This window comes from Halomonas sp. BN3-1, assembly GCF_003056325.1.
In the GTDB taxonomy this organism is placed as follows: domain Bacteria; phylum Pseudomonadota; class Gammaproteobacteria; order Pseudomonadales; family Halomonadaceae; genus Halomonas; species Halomonas litopenaei.
In genome coordinates this window covers 34,967-53,157 of sequence record NZ_PYVV01000013.1, presented here as the reverse complement: position 1 = coordinate 53,157, position 18,191 = coordinate 34,967, and the positions used below count along the sequence as shown (strand labels likewise).

Sequence of the window (18,191 nt, the reverse complement as noted above, 5' to 3'; positions counted from 1 at the left end):
CTTTTAATCTAGCCTATTGGCCGAGACAAAAGTTGCAATAGATGTCATTCGAGTGCATTTGAGGGTTTGTGCTAATTCGGGTTCCGTGTCGCCGATTAGCGACGGCGTTGGGGTGGGCAGGTTACTGAGCGGTAACAGGCGAAGTTGATGCACGAGCTTGCGGTCGAGGCAGCGCGTATCTACTGTGTAGATACGTACAGGAGGGGAGTGATATGGAACTCAAGATTCAGAAGTGGGGCAATAGTGCCGCCATCAGGTTGCCAGTTGAATTGCTTCGACAGCTGGGCCTCAGCGATGGGGATTTGCTGGAAGTCGAGGAAACTTCCCACAGGTTGGTGTTGAAGCCTGTGGCGTCAAAGCCAAAGTATTCCCTGGAGGAATTGCTGGCACGCTGTGATCCCGAGGCTCCCGAGCCTGAAGACCTGGCATCCTGGCAGGAAATGGCCCCGGTAGGGCGTGAAGAATGAAGCGTGACAAATATAGCCGTGGCGATATTGTGCGAGTTCCCCTCAATCCGACCGAAGGACGCGAGCAGCGAGGTGACTTTCGCCCTGCGCTAGTGTTGACGCCAATAGCTTTCAATCATTTTGGTACGGTGGTCGTGGCACCCATCACCCAAGGTGGCAACTTCGCGCGCCACGCAGGCTTTGTGGTACCTCTGAGCGGGACCCGTACGCAGGGGGTAGTGCTGGTCAATCAGATCAGGACTGTCGATCTTGAAGCGAGCGGAGCGCGCAGAGTCGAGTCTGCCCCGGATCACGTCGTCGATGATGCTTTAGCGCGTGTTCGTACGTTATTTGAATAGGCCGTGGTCGCAAATTCTTAGTGCTGGCGTTGCTGCTGCGCCTACCATAGCCAGCTGGATGGTCTGGGCGGCGGGAGGCGCTGGTGCAGGGCACGCCAGCCGACGATGCAGCGGATCACGAACCAGGCGGTGACCAGCAGCGGGGGAAGCGCTAGGCCGATGATCAGCACCGACAGTACCACCGCGGCGACCATGTAGAGCAGGCCGATCCAGAAGGTGCTGATCAGAAACTGGTAGTGGGCACGCAGCCAGGGGGCGGCGTCGGTGCGATAGACATAGGCGACGACCAGCGCGATCAACAGCGTCACGAAACCGCTCACCAGTCCTGCCAGGTAGAGCAGATAGAGGACGTGGCCGACGCGGGTCTCCGGCGGCGGTGACACTGACGCTGTCGTCACTTCATGTTCCTCGAGCTGTAGAGGCGGTAACGGCGGAAGTCGGGATCGCCACGTTGTTCTTCCAGGGTCTTGGTGTAGCGCTTGTATTCCCACTGGTACTGGGCCGGGTCGAGTGCGATCACCGCCTCGATGCTGGCATTGACCCCGCTGCAGGAGATGGTCTCGTCTTCATCGTAGACGCGCTCGTCGGCGGCCAGGAAGTACAGCGCGAAGCCCCGCCCGGGACGGCGAAGAGCGACGCCGGTCACGACCCTTGCATTGGTGCGCGACACCAGCTTGGGCAACAGGGTGGCGGTGTAGGCGGGGCGCTCGAAGAAGGGCGCGAACACGCCGCTGCCCCAGCTGGGTTCCTGATCGGGCAGGATGCCGACGGCCTCGGATCGCTTGAGCGCCTTGAGCAGCGCCGCCACGCCTCGCGGGTTGGTCGGCACCAGGCTGGCGCCGCAGCGCTCGCGCCCGGCGCGGATGATCGGGTCCAGCGGTGCCAGCTTGGGCGGCTCGTACATGGCGGTGAAGGGGAAGTGGCTCGACAGCCAGAAGTTCAGCACCTCCCAGTTGCCGAAGTGAGGCGCCAGGATGATCACGCCCTTGCCCTCGGCGCGGGCATCATCCAGCAGTTCGCGGCCATGTACCTCGACGATGCTGTAGGCCACTCGGTCGGGGTCGCCCTGCCAGGCAAAGCCGAGTTCCAGCATGGTGGCGGTGGAATGCTTGAGGCTTTCGCGCCCCAGGGTGGCGCGACGGGCCTCGGTAAGGTCGGGATAGACCACTTCCAGGTTGAGCCTGGTCACCGCGCGTTCGCGCTTGAGCAGGGGGTAGGCCACATTCACCAGGGCGACGCTGAGTCGCCACAGGGTCATCGGTGACAGACGCGACAGTATCCGCCACAGGCGTGATATCGCGGTAGCCTGGAGTCGCTGTTGCCAGGGGACGTTCATATCAGATCAACCAACTTTCCACATTGTCCGGAGCGCGCTTTTCCTGCAGTGCCTTGAAGCCTTTGACGCAGCGCACGATCAACCACACCGCCAGGGCCAGCAGCAGCGGCAGGCCGATCACGATCAAGGTCAGGATCGAGGCCACGATGCCGTAGAGCAGGCCTATCCAGAAGGTACGGATCTGGTAGCGATAGTGCTCGTCGAGCCACTCGGGGCCCTTGCCACGGTAGACGTAGGCGATGATCACCCCGATCACCGCGGTGAAGCCGGTGACCAGGTTGGCCAGCAGCAGCGCGTAGCCCACCAGCGACATGGTGGTGTCGGCGGGGGGCGTGTCGCCAGGTGAGGGAGGCTCGACAGTGGGTCGTTGAGGCGTAAGGTCGTGTTGGCTCATCCATGGTCCCTTGGGTGCATGTCATACGGCCCCGTTATCATACCCAGCCTGTGCCGCATTGCCATGACAGGCAAAGCGACCTGCAGGGACGACCGACGCTACTCCTGTTTGAGCGGACGGCTGATCTCCAGCAGGTTGCCGTCCGGGTCGCGAAGATACAGCGACTCGATCTTGCCGGTGGCACCCTGACGTTCCACGGGGCCCAGTTCCACTTCGACCGACAGGGCATCGAGGTGAGCCTTCACCTCAGCCAGCGGCAGATGGCTCTTGAAACAGACGTCGAGGCTGCCTGGGGTAGGGGTGGCGGCCCTGGGGGTCACGTCGGTGGCGGTCCAGTGCAGGCGCAGGGCCAGCTCGCCGAGCATCAGGTCGACCCGCTCGGTATCGCGATAGCGGACGTCCAGGCCCAGAACGCGGGTGTAGAAGTCCACGGCGCGGGAAATATCGGTCACGGTGATGACCAGGTGATCTAGACCTGACAGCATGCCTCTCTCCACAAATGATCCAAGTCCCAGAGAATACGACGATGCCAAGCTGTCCGCTATGCGCAAACCCGACGACGCACCACTTTCATGCGGACGGGCGCCGCGACTATTTTCGCTGCTCGGTATGTGACCTGGTGGCGGTGCCTCCCGAGCAGCGCCTGGGACCGCAGGCCGAGAAGGCGGTCTACGATCAGCACGACAACCGCCCGGATGATCCCGGCTACCGTCGTTTTCTGGGTCGCCTGTTTGATCCCCTGAGCGAGCGTCTGTCGCCGGGTGCCGAGGGGCTCGATTTCGGTGCGGGGCCCGGTCCGACGCTGTCGCTGATGTTCGAGGAGGCGGGGTTTGCCACTCGGATCCATGATCCCTACTACCATCCCGCGCCGGAGAACCTGAAGCGGTATTACGATTTCATCACCGCCACCGAGGTGGTCGAGCACCTGTTCGCGCCCGGCCCGGTGCTGTTTGCGCTGGCGCGACAACTGCGACCCGGTGGCTGGCTGGGGCTGATGACCAAGCGCACGCCGGAGGACTTTGCCCGCTGGCACTATATTCGTGATCCCACCCATGTGGTGTTCTTCAGCGAGACGAGCTTTCGCTGGTTGGCCGAGGCACTTGGCATGAGTGTCGACTTCCCCGCGGCCGATGTGGTTCTGATGCGCCGTGACACGAGTCACTGAGGCCGGATTTATGCTTGACCAACAATGCGTTACAGATGCATGGGTGACGCCGTTCGAAAGACATTGACAGGCGCGAAAAGGGGGGTATATTCGCCGCCCAAGAGTCGTCGATACGCACCGCGACGGACGGACTCGAAACATCAACACCCACCCGCCGCCGCCGTCCGCGTCGTCCGCATCGCTGGAGCCCGACTCCTCATGTCTCCCCAACTCCTGGCCATGGCCCTGCCCCCCGTTCTGGGGCTATTCATTCTGGGCATCGGCAACGGTTTTCTGTCTTCGCTTATCACCCTGCGCCTGGACGCCGCCGGTGAATCGCCGGTGGTCATCGGCTGGGTCTCCGGCGCCTACTTCATCGGTCTTGGCCTGGGTGCCCTGTTCAACGACCGGCTGCTGCTCGCCATCGGCCATATTCGTGCCTACGGCAGCTTCGCCTCGCTGGTGGCGGTGACGGTGTTGCTGCAGGGGCTGATCCTGGATCCGGTGGCCTGGTTCGGCCTGCGTCTGATCGGTGGCTGGGCCACGGTCGGGGTCTTCCTGGTGATCGAGAGCTGGCTGCTGGCCTCCGGAGACTCCAAGGTGCGCGGGCGTCTGCTGGCGCTGTACATGATCGCCCTGTACGGCTCAGGTGTGCTCGGTCAGCTGCTTTTGGGCATCACCCAGAATATGGGCGAAACCGCCCCCTTCATGGTCATCGGTGCCCTGGCCTCGCTGTCGGTGCTGCCGATGGCGATGATTCCGCGGGTCACGCCACTGCTCGACAAGGTCGAGCCGCTGTCGCCGCTGCGCCTGATGATCCTCACCCCCACCGGGGTGGTGGGGGCCTTCGGTTCCGGCATGCTGGCGGCTGCGGTGTACGCCCTGATGCCGCTGTATCTGCAGCGTACCGGCTTTGATCTGGCCGAGGTCGGCCAGCTGATGGCGATAACGGTACTCGGCGCCATGCTGCTGCAGTATCCGGTGGGCCGCTGGTCGGATCGTCACGACCGCCAGCTGGTGCTGATCCTGATCGGTCTGTTCTGCCTGGCCATCTCGCTGGCGGTGCTGCTGCTGCCGTTGCCGAGCTGGGGGCTGGCCGCGCTGCTGTTCCTGCTGGGCGGTGGCGTCTTCTCGTTGTATCCGGTCTCGGTCAGCCACTCGGCGGACCGTGCACCCGCCGGCGCCCTGGTGCCCATGAGTCAGGGCCTTTTGCTGATCAGCGCGCTTGGCTCCTCGGTCAGTCCGCCGCTGGTCAGCCCGGTAATGGCGGCGCTTGGCGATACCGCCCTGTTCATGGCCTTCGGCGCCCTCGGTGGCGCCCTGGTGCTGTTCTTCGCCTGGCGTCGCCTGGTGCGTCCGGCGCCGGTGCCGGTGGTGCCGTTCTCCCCGGCGACGCCGTTGTCGTCGGTGGGTGCGGAATTCGTGGTCACCGACGAGTGGGTGGCGGGCGCCAAGGAGCACGAGCATATGGAAGACCTGTCCGACGTGGTGCCGGACGTGGACGTGGCCGAGCCCATGGTGGGGCCGCCAGCGGAAGAAGGTCAGTACGTGCCTTATTTCGATGAAGACGGCTACCACGATGGCGTGCTGGAGGTGAACCATCACGAGTCTGATGAAGACGCCGCCGCTATCGAGCCAACGCCCGTCGAACCCGGCTGGGAGCAGGAGTCGCCGTCGGCGGCTGAGCCGGGCGAGGCACCCAAGGGCTGATCAACGTGGCCGGCGAACTTGTCCCTTTGGGTCGCCGTGGGCGGCCCAGACCTGGCAAGAGGCGCCGGCCTGAGCGGTCAACATGTGGCAGACAGTGGGCCTCAGTTCGGTCCGAACAGCAGCTTGAACAGCGCACGACGTACCGCGGGTGTCGCCTGCTGGCGGGCGTAGGCCAGCAGCACGTCGTGATGGTTGGGGTGACGGGCGTTCTGTACCAGGATCTGACGAGCTTGCTGTAGCTGGGTGGCCGACATGACAGTCCCTCCGGAGCATCGGGTGCCCACCATGGGCACTTGAGTCCCACAGTAGTCGCGGTCCTGGCTCGCTCCTTACGATGCCTGGTTGTGCTGCAGCGGCCTATTTCCTTCCCACGTCGAAGACAGATGGTTTTTCTCAAGTGGTATCTGAGCTGCCACCTCCGTTGCTATCTCATCCGCTATCTGCGGCCTCATCGAGCTGCGCCCGCCAGGCCATGATGCGAGCGAAACGCTCTTCCTGGCCGTGATCGGTGGGGCGGTAGAAGCGCTCGGTCGGCACTGCCTCGGGCCAGCAGTCGTGGGCCGACCCCGCCGGGTAGCCGTTGGGCTCGGCGTGGGCGTAGCGGTAGCCGTCGCCGTGGCCCAGGGAAGCCATCAGCTTGGTCGGTGCGTTGCGCAGGTAGGTCGGCACCTCCAGGCTCGGCTGGGCCGCGACAAAGGCCTGGGCCTTCTTCCAGGCCTGGTCGATGGCGTTGCTCTTGGGCGCTACCGCCAGGTGGATGGCGGCGTGGGCGATGGCGCGCTGGCCTTCGTAGTCGCCCAGACGCAGGTAGGCATCCCAGGCCGACATGACCAGTGGCAGGCAACGCGGGTCGGCGTTGCCGACGTCCTCCGAGGCGATGGCCGCCAGGCGACGGATGACGTCCAGCGGATCGCCACCGCCCTGGATAAAGCGGGCCATGTACAGAAGGGCGGCGTCGGGGCGCGATGAGCGTACCGACTTGTGCAGTGCCGACAGCAGGTCGTAGTAGTGATCGCCTTGCTTGTCGAAGGCGCTGGCAGTGTGGCCGATGACGTCCTCGAGCGCCTCGCGGGGCAGACGCTCTGCACCGCCTTCCGCCTGGGTGAAGTCGCAGGCGGTCTCCAGAAGGCCCAGGGCGCGCCGGGCGTCGCCGGCCGAGGCGCGCGCCAGTATCGCCAGCACCTCGTCTTCGACGCGGATGTCGCGGTGACCAAGGCCGCGCTCGGGGTCGGCCAGGGCGCGGCGCATGACCTCGATCAGCGCGGCCTCGTCCAGCGCCTTGAGCACATGGACACGGGCTCGGGACAACAGCGCCGAATTGACCTCGAACGAGGGGTTCTCGGTGGTGGCGCCGATCAGCGTCAAGAGCCCCGACTCGACGTGGGGCAGCAGGGCGTCCTGCTGACTCTTGTTGAGGCGGTGGATCTCGTCGAGAAACAGCACCGTGGTCTGCCCCTGGCCCTGGGCCACCCGGGCGCGCTCCACCACCTCGCGAATGTCCTTGACCCCGGCCATGACCGCCGACAAGCGCTCCAGCCGTGCGCTGGAGGCGCTGGCGAGGATGTCGGCCAGGGTGGTCTTGCCGACGCCGGGTGGCCCCCACAGGATCATCGAGCGCACCTGCCCGGCTTCTACCATGCGCCGCAATGGTTTGCCTGGCCCCACCAGCGACGGCTGGCCCACGTAGTCGTCCAGGGACCTCGGGCGCATGCGCCAGGCCAGGGGCGCGGCGTCTTCCTGGTGGGCCTGTTCGAACATGTCCATCGCCGACTCCTGAGAAGAATGAATTGAGCGCCAGACGTCAACGCTCAGGCGGTGTGTAGGAAATCAACCCTTCTGAATGTGGCAATTTTCGTCGGGCAAAAACTCGATTATGCGTCTAGGGTGATACATTCCGGTTCCCGCACGATCCGGAACCTGACCCGAGAAGGCCAGTCTAAGCTAGGGTGCCTTCAGCTCATGCTGACCACAGGAGGTTTCCGTCATGCCCATGCTAAAGCAACTGCGACGGGATCATGCCAACATGGCGCGCATACTGCACGTCCTGCAACTCAAGCAAAAGACCCTCGCGCAGGGAGAGCGGCCCAACTTCCAGCTCGTCAGGGAGGTGGTTGACTATATTCTCGACTACATGGCGGGTTTCACCCTGCCCCTGGAGCAGATCTGTACCGACCGTCTCAAGGAGCTGGCCCCCGAAAGCGAGGCAGTGGCCGAGCAGCTGTCCGGCGACTACCGCAAGCTCAAGGCCCGGCTGACGCGCCTGTCCCGTGACATCGACATGATCCTGATGGATGTCGCCATCCCCATGGACCAGTTTGCCGATGACCTCAAGCAGTACCTGGACAGCCACCGTGCTTACCTTCGCCAAGAGCGTGAGGAACTGTTCCCGCTGATCAGCGAGCACTTCTCGGACGAAGATCTCGATCGCCTGGCCCACGCCCTGCCGGAGAACGCCACCGCCGAACTTGAACGACTCCAGGCGGCCTACCCTGAACTCTATGCCGAGCTACGCGAGGAGCCGGTACCCGCCTGATCAGTTTTTCCCTCGTTCGTTCCTTGCTTCTCGAGCATCACGTCGTCGGCCCGAACTCCGGTTCGGGCCGCATGACGTCTGCGCTCACCTCGGCGCGCTGGCGTATCCGTGGGCGCCCTTGCTGCGCTTATGCAGGTCCGCCAATGTCGGGTAGAATGGCGCCCATGTTGATTCAGGTGCCGTTTCCCTTGCTCAGCCTCTTGCCCCTCCTCCTTCCCCGTCTCCGGTCGGCCTCGATGGCGGCCCGATCCGATCGTGGGGGATATTTCCCCGCCGTCCGGCAGTGGCGGTGGGCATGGGCTTTGCCCGTCAGGGAGGAGGCTTGATGGCCGGGCCTGTGCTGGTGTTCGACTCCGGCGTGGGCGGGCTTTCCGTGGTGGCGGCGCTCAGACGCCATCTGCCCGATACGGCGCTTGCCTACTGCTGCGACAACGCCATGCTGCCCTACGGTACGCGGCCGGACCCTTGGTTGGTCGAGCGGATCGTCGCGGTGTGCGAGGCGGCGGTGAATCGTACCGGTGCCGATACCCTGGTGGTGGCCTGCAATACCGCCAGCACCCTGGCACTGGAGGCCTTGCGCGAGCGCCTGGACGTGCCGGTGGTGGGCACGGTGCCGGCGATCAAGCCTGCCGCCCAGGCCAGTCGCAGTGGGCATCTGGCACTGCTGGCCACCAGCGCAACGGTCGCCCGGCCCTACACCCAGCGGCTGATCGACAGCTATGCGCCGCACTGCCAGGTCGAGAAGGTGGCCGCCGACGCGCTGGTGGCCGAGGCGGAGCGCGCCATCCAGGGGCACGCTATCGATCCTGCGGTGGTTCGCCAGGCGCTGGCAGCGCTTGTGGAGGATGCCCGTATCGATACGGTGGTGCTGGGCTGTACCCACTTTCCCTTGTTGCGTCGCTGGCTCGACGAGGCCATGCCGCGGGCCGTCACCTGGGTAGACTCCGGCGACGCCATTGCCCGACGGACGGCCCAGGTGGCAGTGGGCCCGGACGCCCGAAAGGGCCTCGATGCGGCCTGGGTCACGAGTCTATTGCGGGGTTCGTCAGGTGCGACGGACGCTTCGGAAAGGCTGACGCGAGGGCTTGCGTCCTTCGGCTTTGCGGCCCCTTGTCTGCTGGACGTGCCCAGCGCTTGACCCACCTCTTGTACACCGTTCGGCAGCGGCGCTGACCACGCCGTCATCGCCCACGTCATTTGTTTATTGTTCATCGTTTTTCCAGGAGTTTCCGTGGCCATACCCGTCGTTGAACCCGAACGCTATGCCGAACAGCTCGCCGCCAAGCGTGATCGCCTGGTCGAGCAGTTTGCGCGGTTTTCTCCGCCCGAGCTCGAGGTGTATCCGTCACCGCCGAGTCACTACCGGCAACGCTGCGAGTTTCGCGTCTGGCATGAGGGCGACGATCTCTACTATGTGATGTTCGAGGTCAATCCCGAGGACCCCGACGACAAGCGGCTGGTACGCATGGACCAGTTCGCGGTGGCCAGTGAACGCATCAATGCCCTGATGCCGGCGCTGCTTGACGCCATCCGTGACAACCCGGTGATGCGGCGCAAGCTGTTTCAGGTGGAGTTTCTGACCACCCTGGCGGGTGAGACGTTGATCAGCCTGATCTACCACCGGCCGCTGGAAGACGACTGGGAGCGGGATGCCCGGGAACTCGAGCGCGAGCTTGGGGGGATGATCATCGGCCGCTCACGCAAGCAGCGGCTGGTGCTGACCCGCGACCATGTGTGGGAACGTCTCGAGGTGGACGGAAGGGTCCTGCACTACCAGCAGGTGGAAAACAGCTTTACCCAGCCCAATGCGCGCATCTGCGCCTCCATGCTGTCCTGGGCACGGGAGGTGACCGCGGGCTGCCAGCAGCAGGATCTGGTCGAGCTCTACTGCGGCAACGGCAACTTCACCATCGCCCTGGCAGAGAATTTTCGCCGGGTTCTGGCCACCGAGATCTCGCGCACCTCGGTGGCAAGCGCCAGGGTCAATCTCGAGGCCAACGCGGTGACCAATGCCTTTGTCGCGCGGATGTCTGCCGAAGACTTCTCTTCTGCGCTCAAAGGGGAGAAAGCAGGCCGGCGAGTGGACGAGATGTGCCTGGGTGACTATGACTTCTCCACAGTGCTGGTGGACCCACCGCGGGCCGGTCTGGACGCCGACAGCTGTGATCAACTGAGTGAATACCCGCGTATCGTCTATATTTCATGCAATCCGGACACCCTGGCCGTCAATCTCGAACAGCTCACCAGGACGCACCGCATCGTTCGTTTCGCTCTGTTTGACCAGTTCCCCTTCACCCATCACTGTGAGTGCGGGGTCTTGCTGGAACGGCGCTCCTGAGGCGTCAACGAGCCTAACGCAAGCGTGCTGTCAAGGGGGGATGCGTAACCGTCATGCTCCATGAGAAGGCGGGCATCTGGATGGGGGTGGGGTGGGGATTGGCGTAAGCTTGCCGAATGCGCCGGGAGCGCCGGATGCGTAGCGCCGCGCAGCACGCTCGTCACTACCTTTACACAGGCCACAGTGAAGTGGCCGCCGCCAACCGAGGTGAGGATGTTACACGTCGCACAGGATGACAGTCGCGAGGATCTGCTCAAGCAACTCGAGGAAAAGCTGGAAGGACGCCTCGATCAGGAAAAGGCCGGTCTGGTGGGTGACTTCGCTCGCCATTTCTACTCCACGGTGCCGCTGGAGGATCTCAGCGAGCGGCGCCTGGATGATCTGTACGGCGCCACCCTGTCGGTGTGGCACTTCCTGCAGCAGTTCGATCCGGCCTCACCCAAGGTCAAGGTCATGAACCCTGACTTCGAGGAGCACGGCTGGCAGTCGACCCACACCTTTGTCGCGGTGCTGCACGAAGACATGCCGTTTCTGGTCGACTCGGTGCGCATCGAGCTCAACCGTCGTGGCATGACCGTCCACGCCATCCACAATTCGGTCCTGTCGGTCGCTCGTGACAAGCAGCACCGGGTCGAGCGTGTGTCGTCTCCGGGTGAAAAGGACGCCCCCGAGCATCGTGAGTCGCTGATCGCCATCGAAGTGGATCGTCACTCCGACCCCGAGGAGCTGTCGGCCATCGAGCAGAGCATCCACGAGGTGCTGAAGGAAGTGCGCACGGCGGTGGCGGACTTCGATCCGATGCGCGCGCGCATCCGCGAGACCATCGACGAGCTCAAGAATTGCTGCCCGGGCCCGATCGACAAGGCCGATCACGACGAGGCGGTGGCCTTCCTCGAATGGATGCTGGAAGACAACTTCACCTTCCTCGGTTATGACGAGTTCACCGTCGACAAGGACAACGGTGGCCAGAGCCTCAATCAGGTCGATGGCAGCGAGCTCGGTCTGTTCCGTCTGTCCGATGCCCAGTATCGCCAGCGTATCCGCACCGACCAGGGGGTCGAGGGCGATCGCTACGTGCTGGTGCCGCAGCTTCTGTCATTCGCCAAGAGCGCCTTCCACGCCCGCGTCCACCGTCCCACCTATCCGGATTACGTGACCATCGATCGCTATGACGACAAGGGCAACGTCATCGGCGAGCGTCGCTTCCTGGGGCTGTTCACCGCTGGGGTCTACAACGACTCGCCGCGTCATATTCCGATCCTGAGGCGCAAGCTCAAGACGGTGATGGATATCGCCGGCTTCAACCCCAAGGGCCACAACGGCAAGCAGCTGACCCAGATCCTCGAGGTCTATCCCCGCGACGACCTGTTCCAGATCGACACAGACGAGCTGGCCCAGACGGCGCTGGGTATCCTCGATATCCGTGAACGTCGCCGGGTGCGGCTGTTCATCCGCGAGGATCGCTTCGGTCGCTTCTATTCGTGCCTGGTATTCGTGCCGCGCGACGTGTTCTCGACCGAGCTTCGTCTGCGTCTGCAGAACCTGCTGTGCGAGGAACTCGACGCCACCTTCGGCGACTTCAACACCTACCTGTCCGAATCGGTGCTGGCGCGGATCCAGTTCATCCTGCGCTTCAACGGCGACACGCCGACCGACTACGACATCAAGGCGCTGGAAGAGAAGCTGGCGCGGCTCGCCCGCAACTGGCGCGATGATCTGCTCAATGCCGCCATCGAAGGCTTCGGCGAGGAACACGCCAACCAGCTACTGGATCGCTTCCGCGACGCCTTCCAGGCCAGCTACCAGGAAGACTTCAGTGCCCGCACCGCGGTCTACGACCTGCAGCACATCGGCGAGCTGGACAACGGCAAGCCGCTGGCGCTGTCGCTGTACCGACTGATCGAGGAAGAGGGCAGCGGCGTCAACCTCAAGCTGTTCCACAAGCGCAAGCCGATTCCGCTGTCCGACGTGCTGCCGATGATGGAAAACCTGGGGCTCAGGGTCATCGGTGAACGCCCCTACGAGGTCGAGGCGGTGGACGAGAGCTACTGGATCCACGACTTCGATCTGGAGCATCACACCGACACCGAGGTCAACCTGCAGGAGATGCGCAAGCCGTTCATCGAGGCCTTCCAGCGCATCTGGGCCGGCGAGGCGGACAACGACCGCTTCAACCGTCTGATCATCGGCGCCAACCTCGACTGGCGTGAAGTGGCGATGCTGCGCTCCTACGCGCGTTATCTGAAGCAGATCCGCTTCGGCATCTCCCAGAACTTCATCGCCAATGCACTGGTGGCCCACCCGCAGATCACCCGCGAGCTGGTGACCCTGTTCGAGCTGCGCTTCGATCCCGAGGATCGTGCCGCCGAGGGTGAGATCGAGGCCTGCGTCGAGCGCATCAATGGCCTGCTCGACGACGTCGCCAGCCTCAACGACGACCGGCTGCTGCGTCGTTACGTGGAGCTGATCCAGGCGACCCTGCGCACCAACTACTATCAGAAGACCGAAGACGGCGGCTTCAAGGACTACCTGTCGTTCAAGCTGGAACCGTCCAAGGTCACCGGCATGCCCAAGCCGCGCCCGATGTTCGAGATCTTCGTCTGCTCGCCGCGGGTCGAGGGTGTTCACCTGCGCGGTGGCAAGGTCGCCCGTGGCGGCCTGCGCTGGTCGGATCGCCACGAGGACTTCCGTACCGAGGTGCTCGGGCTGGTCAAGGCGCAGCAGGTCAAGAACTCGGTGATCGTGCCGGTGGGGGCCAAGGGCGGCTTCGTGTGCAAGCGCATGCCGGAAGGTGCCGATCGCGAGACCATCCAGAAGGAAGGCATCGCCTGCTACCAGACCTTCATCCGCGCGCTGCTGGACGTGACCGACAATCTGGTCGGTGGCGAGGTCGTCGAGCCGAAGAACGTGGTACGCCACGACGAGGCCGACCCCTACCTGGTGGTGGCGGCCGACAAGGGCACCGCCACCTTCTCCGACATCGCCAACGAGATTTCCATCGAGTATGGCCACTGGCTGGGTGACGCCTTTGCTTCCGGCGGCGCCAACGGCTACGACCACAAGAAGATGGGCATCACCGCCAAGGGCGCCTGGGAGTCGGTCAAGCGTCACTTCCGTGGCCTCGGCATCAATACCCAGTCCGACGAGTTCAGCGTGGTCGGTATCGGTGACATGGCCGGTGACGTCTTCGGCAACGGCATGCTGCTGTCCGAGACCATTCGCCTGGTCGGTGCCTTCAACCATATGCACATCTTCGTCGACCCGACGCCGGATGCGGCCAGTACCTTCAAGGAGCGTAAGCGCCTGTTCGAGATGCCGCGCTCCAGCTGGGAAGACTATGACACTTCGTTGATCTCCGAAGGCGGCGGTGTCTTCTCCCGTGCGGCCAAGTCGATCAAGATCACGCCGCAGATGAAGGAGGTCTTCGGCATCAGCGAAGACAAGCTGCCGCCCAATGAGCTGATCCAGGCGATGCTGCGCTCGAAGGTCGACCTGATCTGGAACGGCGGCATCGGCACCTACGTCAAGGCCAGCACCGAGACCGACGCCGAGGTCGGCGACAAGGCCAACGACGTGCTGCGCATCGACGGCAAGGAACTGAACTGCCGAGTGGTAGGCGAGGGCGGCAACCTTGGCCTGACCCAGCGCGGGCGCATGGAGGCGGCGGCGCGTGGTGTGCGCGTCAACACCGACTTCATCGACAACGCTGGCGGGGTCAACTGCTCCGACCATGAGGTCAACATCAAGATCCTGATCGATGAGGTGGTGGCCAACGGTGACATGACCGACAAGCAGCGCAATCAGCTGCTGGCGGACATGACCGAGGAAGTCAGCGAGCTGGTGCTGACCGACAACTATCGTCAGACCCTGGCGCTGGATCTGTCCGAGCGGCTGTCCCACCAGGGGATCGGGCCCTATCGCCGCTTTATCAGCGAACTGGAAGCGGCCGGTCAGATCGATCGCGAACTCGAGTTCCTGCCCTCCGACGAGGAGCTCCAGGAGCGTTCCGCCAATGACCAGGGCATGGTGTTGCCGGAGCTGTCGGTGCTGATCTCCTACGCCAAGAGCACGCTCAAGGGCGACCTGATCGCCTCCGACGTGCCCGACGACGAGATCATCGCCCAGCACGCCACCCGGGCCTTCCCCCAGAGCCTGGTGGAGCGCTACCGCGACCAGGTCCTGAGCCACCGCCTGAAGCGCGAAATCGTGGCGACCCAGCTGGCCAACGATCTGGTCGACCACATGGGCATCGTGTTCACCCGCCGGCTGATCGACTCCACCGGCATGGGGCGTGCGGACATCGCGCGGGCCTACGTCATCGCCCGTGACAGCTTCCAGCTGCCCAAGCTGTGGGAGCAGATCGAAGCGCTCGACAATCAGGTCTCGACCGATATCCAGTACGGAATGATGCTCGACCTGATGCGCATGATTCGCCGCGCTTCACGCTGGTTCCTGCGCCATCGTTCGGGCCAGGCTGCCGGTGACTGCATCGAGTACTACCAGCCGCGTATTGCCCAGCTGCAGGAGAATATCGGCAAGCGTCTGCGTGGCGAGGAACTCGAGGCCTGGCAGGCCCGCCGTGACGAACTCGTCGACGCCGGGGTGCCCGAGGCGCTGGCCTCCACCGTGGCCGCGGCCGATAGCCTGTACGCGGCGCTGGGTATCATCCAGACCGCCCGCCAGGTCAACGAGAAGCCGCAGAAGGTGGCCGAGGTCTGCTACGAGATCGGCGCCCGTCTGGAGCTGCCGTGGATGATCCAGCAGGTTACCGCCTTGCCGGTGAAGGATAGCTGGCAGGCCCAGGCGCGGGAGACCTTCCGCGACGACATCGAGCGTCAGCAGATGGCGTTGACCGCCAGCGTGATGAAGATGGAGAGCGGCGCCCGCGATACCGCCGGACGTGTCGATCAGTGGCTCAAGCACCACGAGTCCATGCACAAGCGCTGGTGCCGCCTGATCAACGAGGTCGACAGTGGCGCCCAGGGCGGCTTCCCGCTGTTTGCCGTGGCGGTGCGTGAGCTGGTGGATCTGGCCGAGAGCAACAGCGAGGTCTAGACCCCGGGTCAGTGAGTCGACCACTAGAGGACGCCCACGGGCGTCCTCGTCGTAGCCGACACCGATCGAGTGAATCCGTGACGTTGGTTCACACAAGGTGGCGGTTCACACCAGGTGGCGGTTCACACAATGCAAGAAGGGCGCCCCTGGGGGCGCCCTTCTTGCGTCTGGCCTTCGTAGGCCTTGTCGGCAACCAACGGACCGAGGCTTAGCGGCAGCTGATGCTCCAGATCGCCTTGAAGCCTTCGCTATCGTCGTTCAGCGCCGCCAGGTTGGTGTCTTCGTTGACGGTGCCGCCTTCGACCATGGCCTCGGCGCGCTCACGCTTTTCCGGGCTGGTGTTGGGGCCAAGCACCTGTTGCTCCTCGATGATGAATTCGTCGCGATCCTGGGCCTCGCACTGCTCCAGTGCGCGTTCCTTTGCCTCTTCCAGGGCTTCCTGGCGATCATCGCCGAGCCCGGTGACGATGTAGTCGGTGCTCTCTTTCTCCATCGAGGCGCTGTCGCTGGCGCAGCCGGCAAGGCCGAGGGCGGCAACGGCGCCGAGGGCAAGCATCATGGGGCGAGTCTTGATCATCATGCGGTCTCTCCTTTTCCGTCTCGGGGATCCCTATTTCCAGCAGGGATGGGCGCTTGTCACCCGCGCCTTGCTGACCATGCTAACGAATCAGCACAGCAGCACAAGAGTAGCGTACCGGCGACGGGGGGTGTCGCAGACGGGAGACGGCAGGCAAGGGACGGCAAACAAGAGTCGGCAACCAAGAGCCGGTAGATAAGTGACAGCAGACGAGGGGGCGCACGAAGCGGGAGGCAAGAGTCGGTAGACAAGAGCCGGTAGATAAGTGACAGCAGATGAGGGGGCGCACGAAGCGGGAGGCAAGAGTCGGTAGACAAGAGCCGGTAGATAAGCGACAGCAGACGAGGGGCGTACCAAGCGGGAGGCAGGAATCGGTAGATAGGCGACGAGGTGGCGGGACCACCGATCGGCCATCAGTGCCCGTGGGGCAGTGATGGCCGGTCGATGAATCCGCTCAGCGAAGCGCTACAGCAGGAAGATCGTCGCCAGGCCGAGGAAGGACATGAAGCCGATCACGTCGGTGACGGTGGTCAGAATGACCGAGCCGGACAGCGCTGGATCGATGTTCATGCGCTTGAGCACGAGGGGAATCACGATGCCGCAGACCCCGGCGGCCAGCATGTTGATGACCAGGGCGGCGGCGATGATCACGCCGATCGCCACGCTCTTGAACCAGAGCACCGCCAGCACCGCCACCACCAGTGCCCAGACGATACCGTTGAGCAGGGCAATGCCGACCTCCTTGCGCAGCAGCCAGTTGCTGTTGGTCTTGCTGATCTGGCCAAGGGCGAGGCCGCGAATGGCCAGGGTCAGGGTCTGGCTGCCGGCGATGCCGCCCATGCTGGCGACGATCGGCATCAGTACCGCCAGCGCCACCACCTTCTCCAGGGCATCCTCGAACTGACCGATGACCCAGGCGGCGAGAAAGGCGGTCAGCAGGTTGATGCCGAGCCATACCGCACGACGCTTGGCGCTGGGCAAAACCGGCGCGAACAGGTCTTCCTCCTCGTCGAGGCCGGCCATGTTCATCAGCGCCTGTTCGGAGTTCTCCTGGATGACGTCGACGATATCGTCGATGACGATACGGCCGATCAACATGCCGTCGTTGTCCACCACCGGGGCCGACGTCAGGTCGTGGGTCTGGAACAGGGTGGCCACGTCGCGGGACTTCATGTCGCCCTGGATGACGTCGACGTCGGCGTCCATCAGCTCCGCCACCGAGGTCTCCTGATCATGGGAAACCAGCCGGGCCAGCGGCAGCACGCCGACGAAGTGGCCGATGCGGTCCACCACCATCAGGTTGTCGGTGTTGTCCGGGATCGACTCCTTCCAGCGCAGGAAGCGTTGCACTGTCTCGAGGGTGACGTCGGAGCGCACCCCGATGGCGTCGGTGCGCATCAGGCGCCCGGCGCTGTCTTCCTCGAACGACAGGGTCTCCTGCAGACGAGTGCGCTGCATCTCGTCCATGGTGCGCAGCATGTCCTCGGCCACCTGCTTGGGCAGGTCCTCGAACAGCTCTGCCAGGTCGGCGGTGTCCAGGCTTGCCGTGGCGGCGACGATCTCCTCGGGGTCCATGTCCTCGAGCAGGGTGCTGCGCACCTCGTCATGGACGTGCAGCAGGACCTCGCCGTCGTCCTCCGCTGGTACCTGTTCCCATAGCCTGATGCGCTCGCTCAGCGGCAGCGATTCGAGCAGCAGGGCGACCTCGGCGGGTTCGAGATCCTCAAGGGCCTCGGAGACCTCCTGGGGGTTCTCGTCTTCCAGGGCCAGGTGGATGCGCGACAGCTGGCTTTCAAACGTCTCGGTCACTTCTGTCATGGGCCCTCCCGGCATATGTCGCTGACTGACAAGACAACGATCGTGTCCTACGTTGATGGAGTTAGTAGAACACAACTATTTACAAAGAAAAGGAGTGGCGAATGGCTGGATCGAGCGAGGGCTACCACGAACCGGTGGAAGAGTTGACGGCGCAGACCCGGGATTACCATCGCGCCATCGTGTCGTTGATGGAGGAACTGGAGGCAGTCGACTGGTACAACCAGCGAGTTGACGCCTGTCAGGACGAAGATCTACGCAAGATCCTCGAACATAACCGTGATGAGGAAAAGGAGCACGCGGCCATGACCCTGGAGTGGCTGCGCCGCAAGGATCCCGCCATGGACAAGTATCTACGCGAGTTTCTGTTTACCGAAGGGGACATTGGACACTGACGACCTGGGATGAAAGCCCGTTTGGGCAAAACGGCTGAGGTCTGATTCAGGAAGTCGTCGTGGCGTCGCGGCTGCGCTATACTCGCGCC

General features: G+C 63.8%; 17 protein-coding genes. 9 read left to right on the top strand and 8 right to left on the bottom strand.

Annotation, left to right across the window (positions count from 1 at the left end; genetic code table 11):
* The first annotated feature begins 212 nt into the window (after positions 1 to 212).
* Entirely contained in the window at positions 213 to 467 is a 255-nt protein-coding gene (locus tag C9F12_RS17095) for an AbrB/MazE/SpoVT family DNA-binding domain-containing protein (RefSeq protein WP_045991958.1), read from the top strand.
* Complete coding sequence (locus C9F12_RS17090; protein ID WP_108449660.1) at positions 464 to 805, top strand: type II toxin-antitoxin system ChpB family toxin; 342 nt, start codon at positions 464 to 466, stop codon at positions 803 to 805. The genes C9F12_RS17095 and C9F12_RS17090 overlap by 4 nt, the downstream gene beginning before the upstream one ends.
* A 41-nt stretch (positions 806 to 846) precedes the next feature.
* Here C9F12_RS17090 and C9F12_RS17085 read toward each other — a convergent pair whose 3' ends face one another.
* The 4 genes from C9F12_RS17085 to C9F12_RS17070 form a co-directional block, all read right to left on the bottom strand.
* A complete protein-coding gene (locus C9F12_RS17085; protein WP_231498501.1) occupies positions 847 to 1,203 on the bottom strand; it encodes a hypothetical protein in 357 nt (118 codons plus the stop codon).
* A complete protein-coding gene (locus C9F12_RS17080) occupies positions 1,200 to 2,141 on the bottom strand; it encodes a lysophospholipid acyltransferase family protein (RefSeq protein ID WP_108449659.1) in 942 nt (313 codons plus the stop codon). The genes C9F12_RS17085 and C9F12_RS17080 overlap by 4 nt, the downstream gene beginning before the upstream one ends.
* Before the next feature lies 1 nt (position 2,142).
* Positions 2,143 to 2,454 (bottom strand): DUF4870 domain-containing protein, encoded by a 312-nt coding sequence (locus C9F12_RS17075; protein ID WP_231498521.1) that lies wholly within the window; start codon positions 2,452 to 2,454, stop codon positions 2,143 to 2,145.
* 179 nt (positions 2,455 to 2,633) lie between these two features.
* Complete coding sequence (locus C9F12_RS17070) at positions 2,634 to 3,020, bottom strand: VOC family protein (protein ID WP_108131577.1); 387 nt, start codon at positions 3,018 to 3,020, stop codon at positions 2,634 to 2,636.
* Between the two features lie 41 nt (positions 3,021 to 3,061).
* Here C9F12_RS17070 and C9F12_RS17065 point away from each other — a divergent pair, with 41 nt between their 5' ends.
* Both C9F12_RS17065 and C9F12_RS17060 read left to right on the top strand, forming a co-directional pair.
* Complete coding sequence (locus C9F12_RS17065) at positions 3,062 to 3,700, top strand: class I SAM-dependent methyltransferase (RefSeq protein ID WP_108131578.1); 639 nt, start codon at positions 3,062 to 3,064, stop codon at positions 3,698 to 3,700.
* 198 nt (positions 3,701 to 3,898) lie between these two features.
* Positions 3,899 to 5,389, top strand: coding sequence for an MFS transporter (locus C9F12_RS17060; protein ID WP_108131579.1), 1,491 nt, complete (start codon positions 3,899 to 3,901; stop codon positions 5,387 to 5,389).
* A 101-nt stretch (positions 5,390 to 5,490) separates the two neighbouring features.
* Here C9F12_RS17060 and C9F12_RS22635 read toward each other — a convergent pair whose 3' ends face one another.
* Both C9F12_RS22635 and C9F12_RS17055 read right to left on the bottom strand, forming a co-directional pair.
* The gene (locus C9F12_RS22635; RefSeq protein WP_156088597.1) at positions 5,491 to 5,643 is read right to left on the bottom strand and encodes a hypothetical protein; all 153 of its coding nucleotides are present in this window, start codon (positions 5,641 to 5,643) and stop codon (positions 5,491 to 5,493) included.
* Between the two features lie 175 nt (positions 5,644 to 5,818).
* Positions 5,819 to 7,153, bottom strand: coding sequence for a replication-associated recombination protein A (locus C9F12_RS17055; protein ID WP_045994901.1), 1,335 nt, complete (start codon positions 7,151 to 7,153; stop codon positions 5,819 to 5,821).
* Positions 7,154 to 7,379: 226 nt separating this feature from the next.
* Here C9F12_RS17055 and C9F12_RS17050 point away from each other — a divergent pair, with 226 nt between their 5' ends.
* The 4 genes from C9F12_RS17050 to C9F12_RS17030 all read left to right on the top strand — a co-directional run bounded on the left by C9F12_RS17050 (position 7,380) and on the right by C9F12_RS17030 (position 15,315).
* Entirely contained in the window at positions 7,380 to 7,922 is a 543-nt protein-coding gene (locus tag C9F12_RS17050; protein WP_045994910.1) for a hemerythrin domain-containing protein, read from the top strand.
* Positions 7,923 to 8,247: 325 nt separating this feature from the next.
* Positions 8,248 to 9,060, top strand: coding sequence for a glutamate racemase (murI, locus tag C9F12_RS17040; protein WP_108449658.1), 813 nt, complete (start codon positions 8,248 to 8,250; stop codon positions 9,058 to 9,060).
* A 93-nt stretch (positions 9,061 to 9,153) separates the two neighbouring features.
* Positions 9,154 to 10,260, top strand: coding sequence for a tRNA (uridine(54)-C5)-methyltransferase TrmA (trmA, locus tag C9F12_RS17035; RefSeq protein ID WP_108449657.1), 1,107 nt, complete (start codon positions 9,154 to 9,156; stop codon positions 10,258 to 10,260).
* 213 nt (positions 10,261 to 10,473) lie between these two features.
* Entirely contained in the window at positions 10,474 to 15,315 is a 4,842-nt protein-coding gene (locus C9F12_RS17030; RefSeq protein ID WP_108449656.1) for an NAD-glutamate dehydrogenase, read from the top strand.
* 208 nt (positions 15,316 to 15,523) lie between these two features.
* Here the strand turns inward: C9F12_RS17030 and C9F12_RS17025 are convergent, their stop codons facing one another.
* Positions 15,524 to 15,895 carry a hypothetical protein gene (locus tag C9F12_RS17025; protein ID WP_045994896.1) on the bottom strand — a complete coding sequence of 124 codons (372 nt, stop codon included), beginning with the start codon at positions 15,893 to 15,895 and terminating at the stop codon, positions 15,524 to 15,526.
* A 462-nt stretch (positions 15,896 to 16,357) separates the two neighbouring features.
* Positions 16,358 to 17,710, bottom strand: coding sequence for a magnesium transporter (gene mgtE / locus C9F12_RS17020; protein WP_045994895.1), 1,353 nt, complete (start codon positions 17,708 to 17,710; stop codon positions 16,358 to 16,360).
* A gap of 101 nt (positions 17,711 to 17,811) precedes the next feature.
* Here mgtE and C9F12_RS17015 point away from each other — a divergent pair, with 101 nt between their 5' ends.
* On the top strand, positions 17,812 to 18,102 hold the full coding sequence (locus C9F12_RS17015; protein WP_045994894.1) for a ferritin-like domain-containing protein: 291 nt from the start codon (positions 17,812 to 17,814) through the stop codon (positions 18,100 to 18,102).
* Positions 18,103 to 18,191 lie beyond the last annotated feature (89 nt).

Coding starts and splice junctions, on each gene's coding strand:
- C9F12_RS17070 (WP_108131577.1), bottom strand. CDS start 3,020: ATGCTGTCAGGTCTAGATCACCTGGTCATCACCGTGACCGATATTTCC.
- C9F12_RS17060 (WP_108131579.1), top strand. CDS start 3,899: ATGTCTCCCCAACTCCTGGCCATGGCCCTGCCCCCCGTTCTGGGGCTA.
- mgtE (WP_045994895.1), bottom strand. CDS start 17,710: ATGACAGAAGTGACCGAGACGTTTGAAAGCCAGCTGTCGCGCATCCAC.
- C9F12_RS17080 (WP_108449659.1), bottom strand. CDS start 2,141: ATGAACGTCCCCTGGCAACAGCGACTCCAGGCTACCGCGATATCACGC.
- C9F12_RS17050 (WP_045994910.1), top strand. CDS start 7,380: ATGCTAAAGCAACTGCGACGGGATCATGCCAACATGGCGCGCATACTG.
- C9F12_RS17030 (WP_108449656.1), top strand. CDS start 10,474: ATGTTACACGTCGCACAGGATGACAGTCGCGAGGATCTGCTCAAGCAA.
- C9F12_RS17025 (WP_045994896.1), bottom strand. CDS start 15,895: ATGATGATCAAGACTCGCCCCATGATGCTTGCCCTCGGCGCCGTTGCC.
- C9F12_RS17075 (WP_231498521.1), bottom strand. CDS start 2,454: ATGTCGCTGGTGGGCTACGCGCTGCTGCTGGCCAACCTGGTCACCGGC.
- C9F12_RS17095 (WP_045991958.1), top strand. CDS start 213: ATGGAACTCAAGATTCAGAAGTGGGGCAATAGTGCCGCCATCAGGTTG.
- C9F12_RS17065 (WP_108131578.1), top strand. CDS start 3,062: ATGCCAAGCTGTCCGCTATGCGCAAACCCGACGACGCACCACTTTCAT.
- C9F12_RS17015 (WP_045994894.1), top strand. CDS start 17,812: ATGGCTGGATCGAGCGAGGGCTACCACGAACCGGTGGAAGAGTTGACG.
- C9F12_RS22635 (WP_156088597.1), bottom strand. CDS start 5,643: ATGTCGGCCACCCAGCTACAGCAAGCTCGTCAGATCCTGGTACAGAAC.
- C9F12_RS17055 (WP_045994901.1), bottom strand. CDS start 7,153: ATGGACATGTTCGAACAGGCCCACCAGGAAGACGCCGCGCCCCTGGCC.
- murI (WP_108449658.1), top strand. CDS start 8,248: ATGGCCGGGCCTGTGCTGGTGTTCGACTCCGGCGTGGGCGGGCTTTCC.
- C9F12_RS17090 (WP_108449660.1), top strand. CDS start 464: ATGAAGCGTGACAAATATAGCCGTGGCGATATTGTGCGAGTTCCCCTC.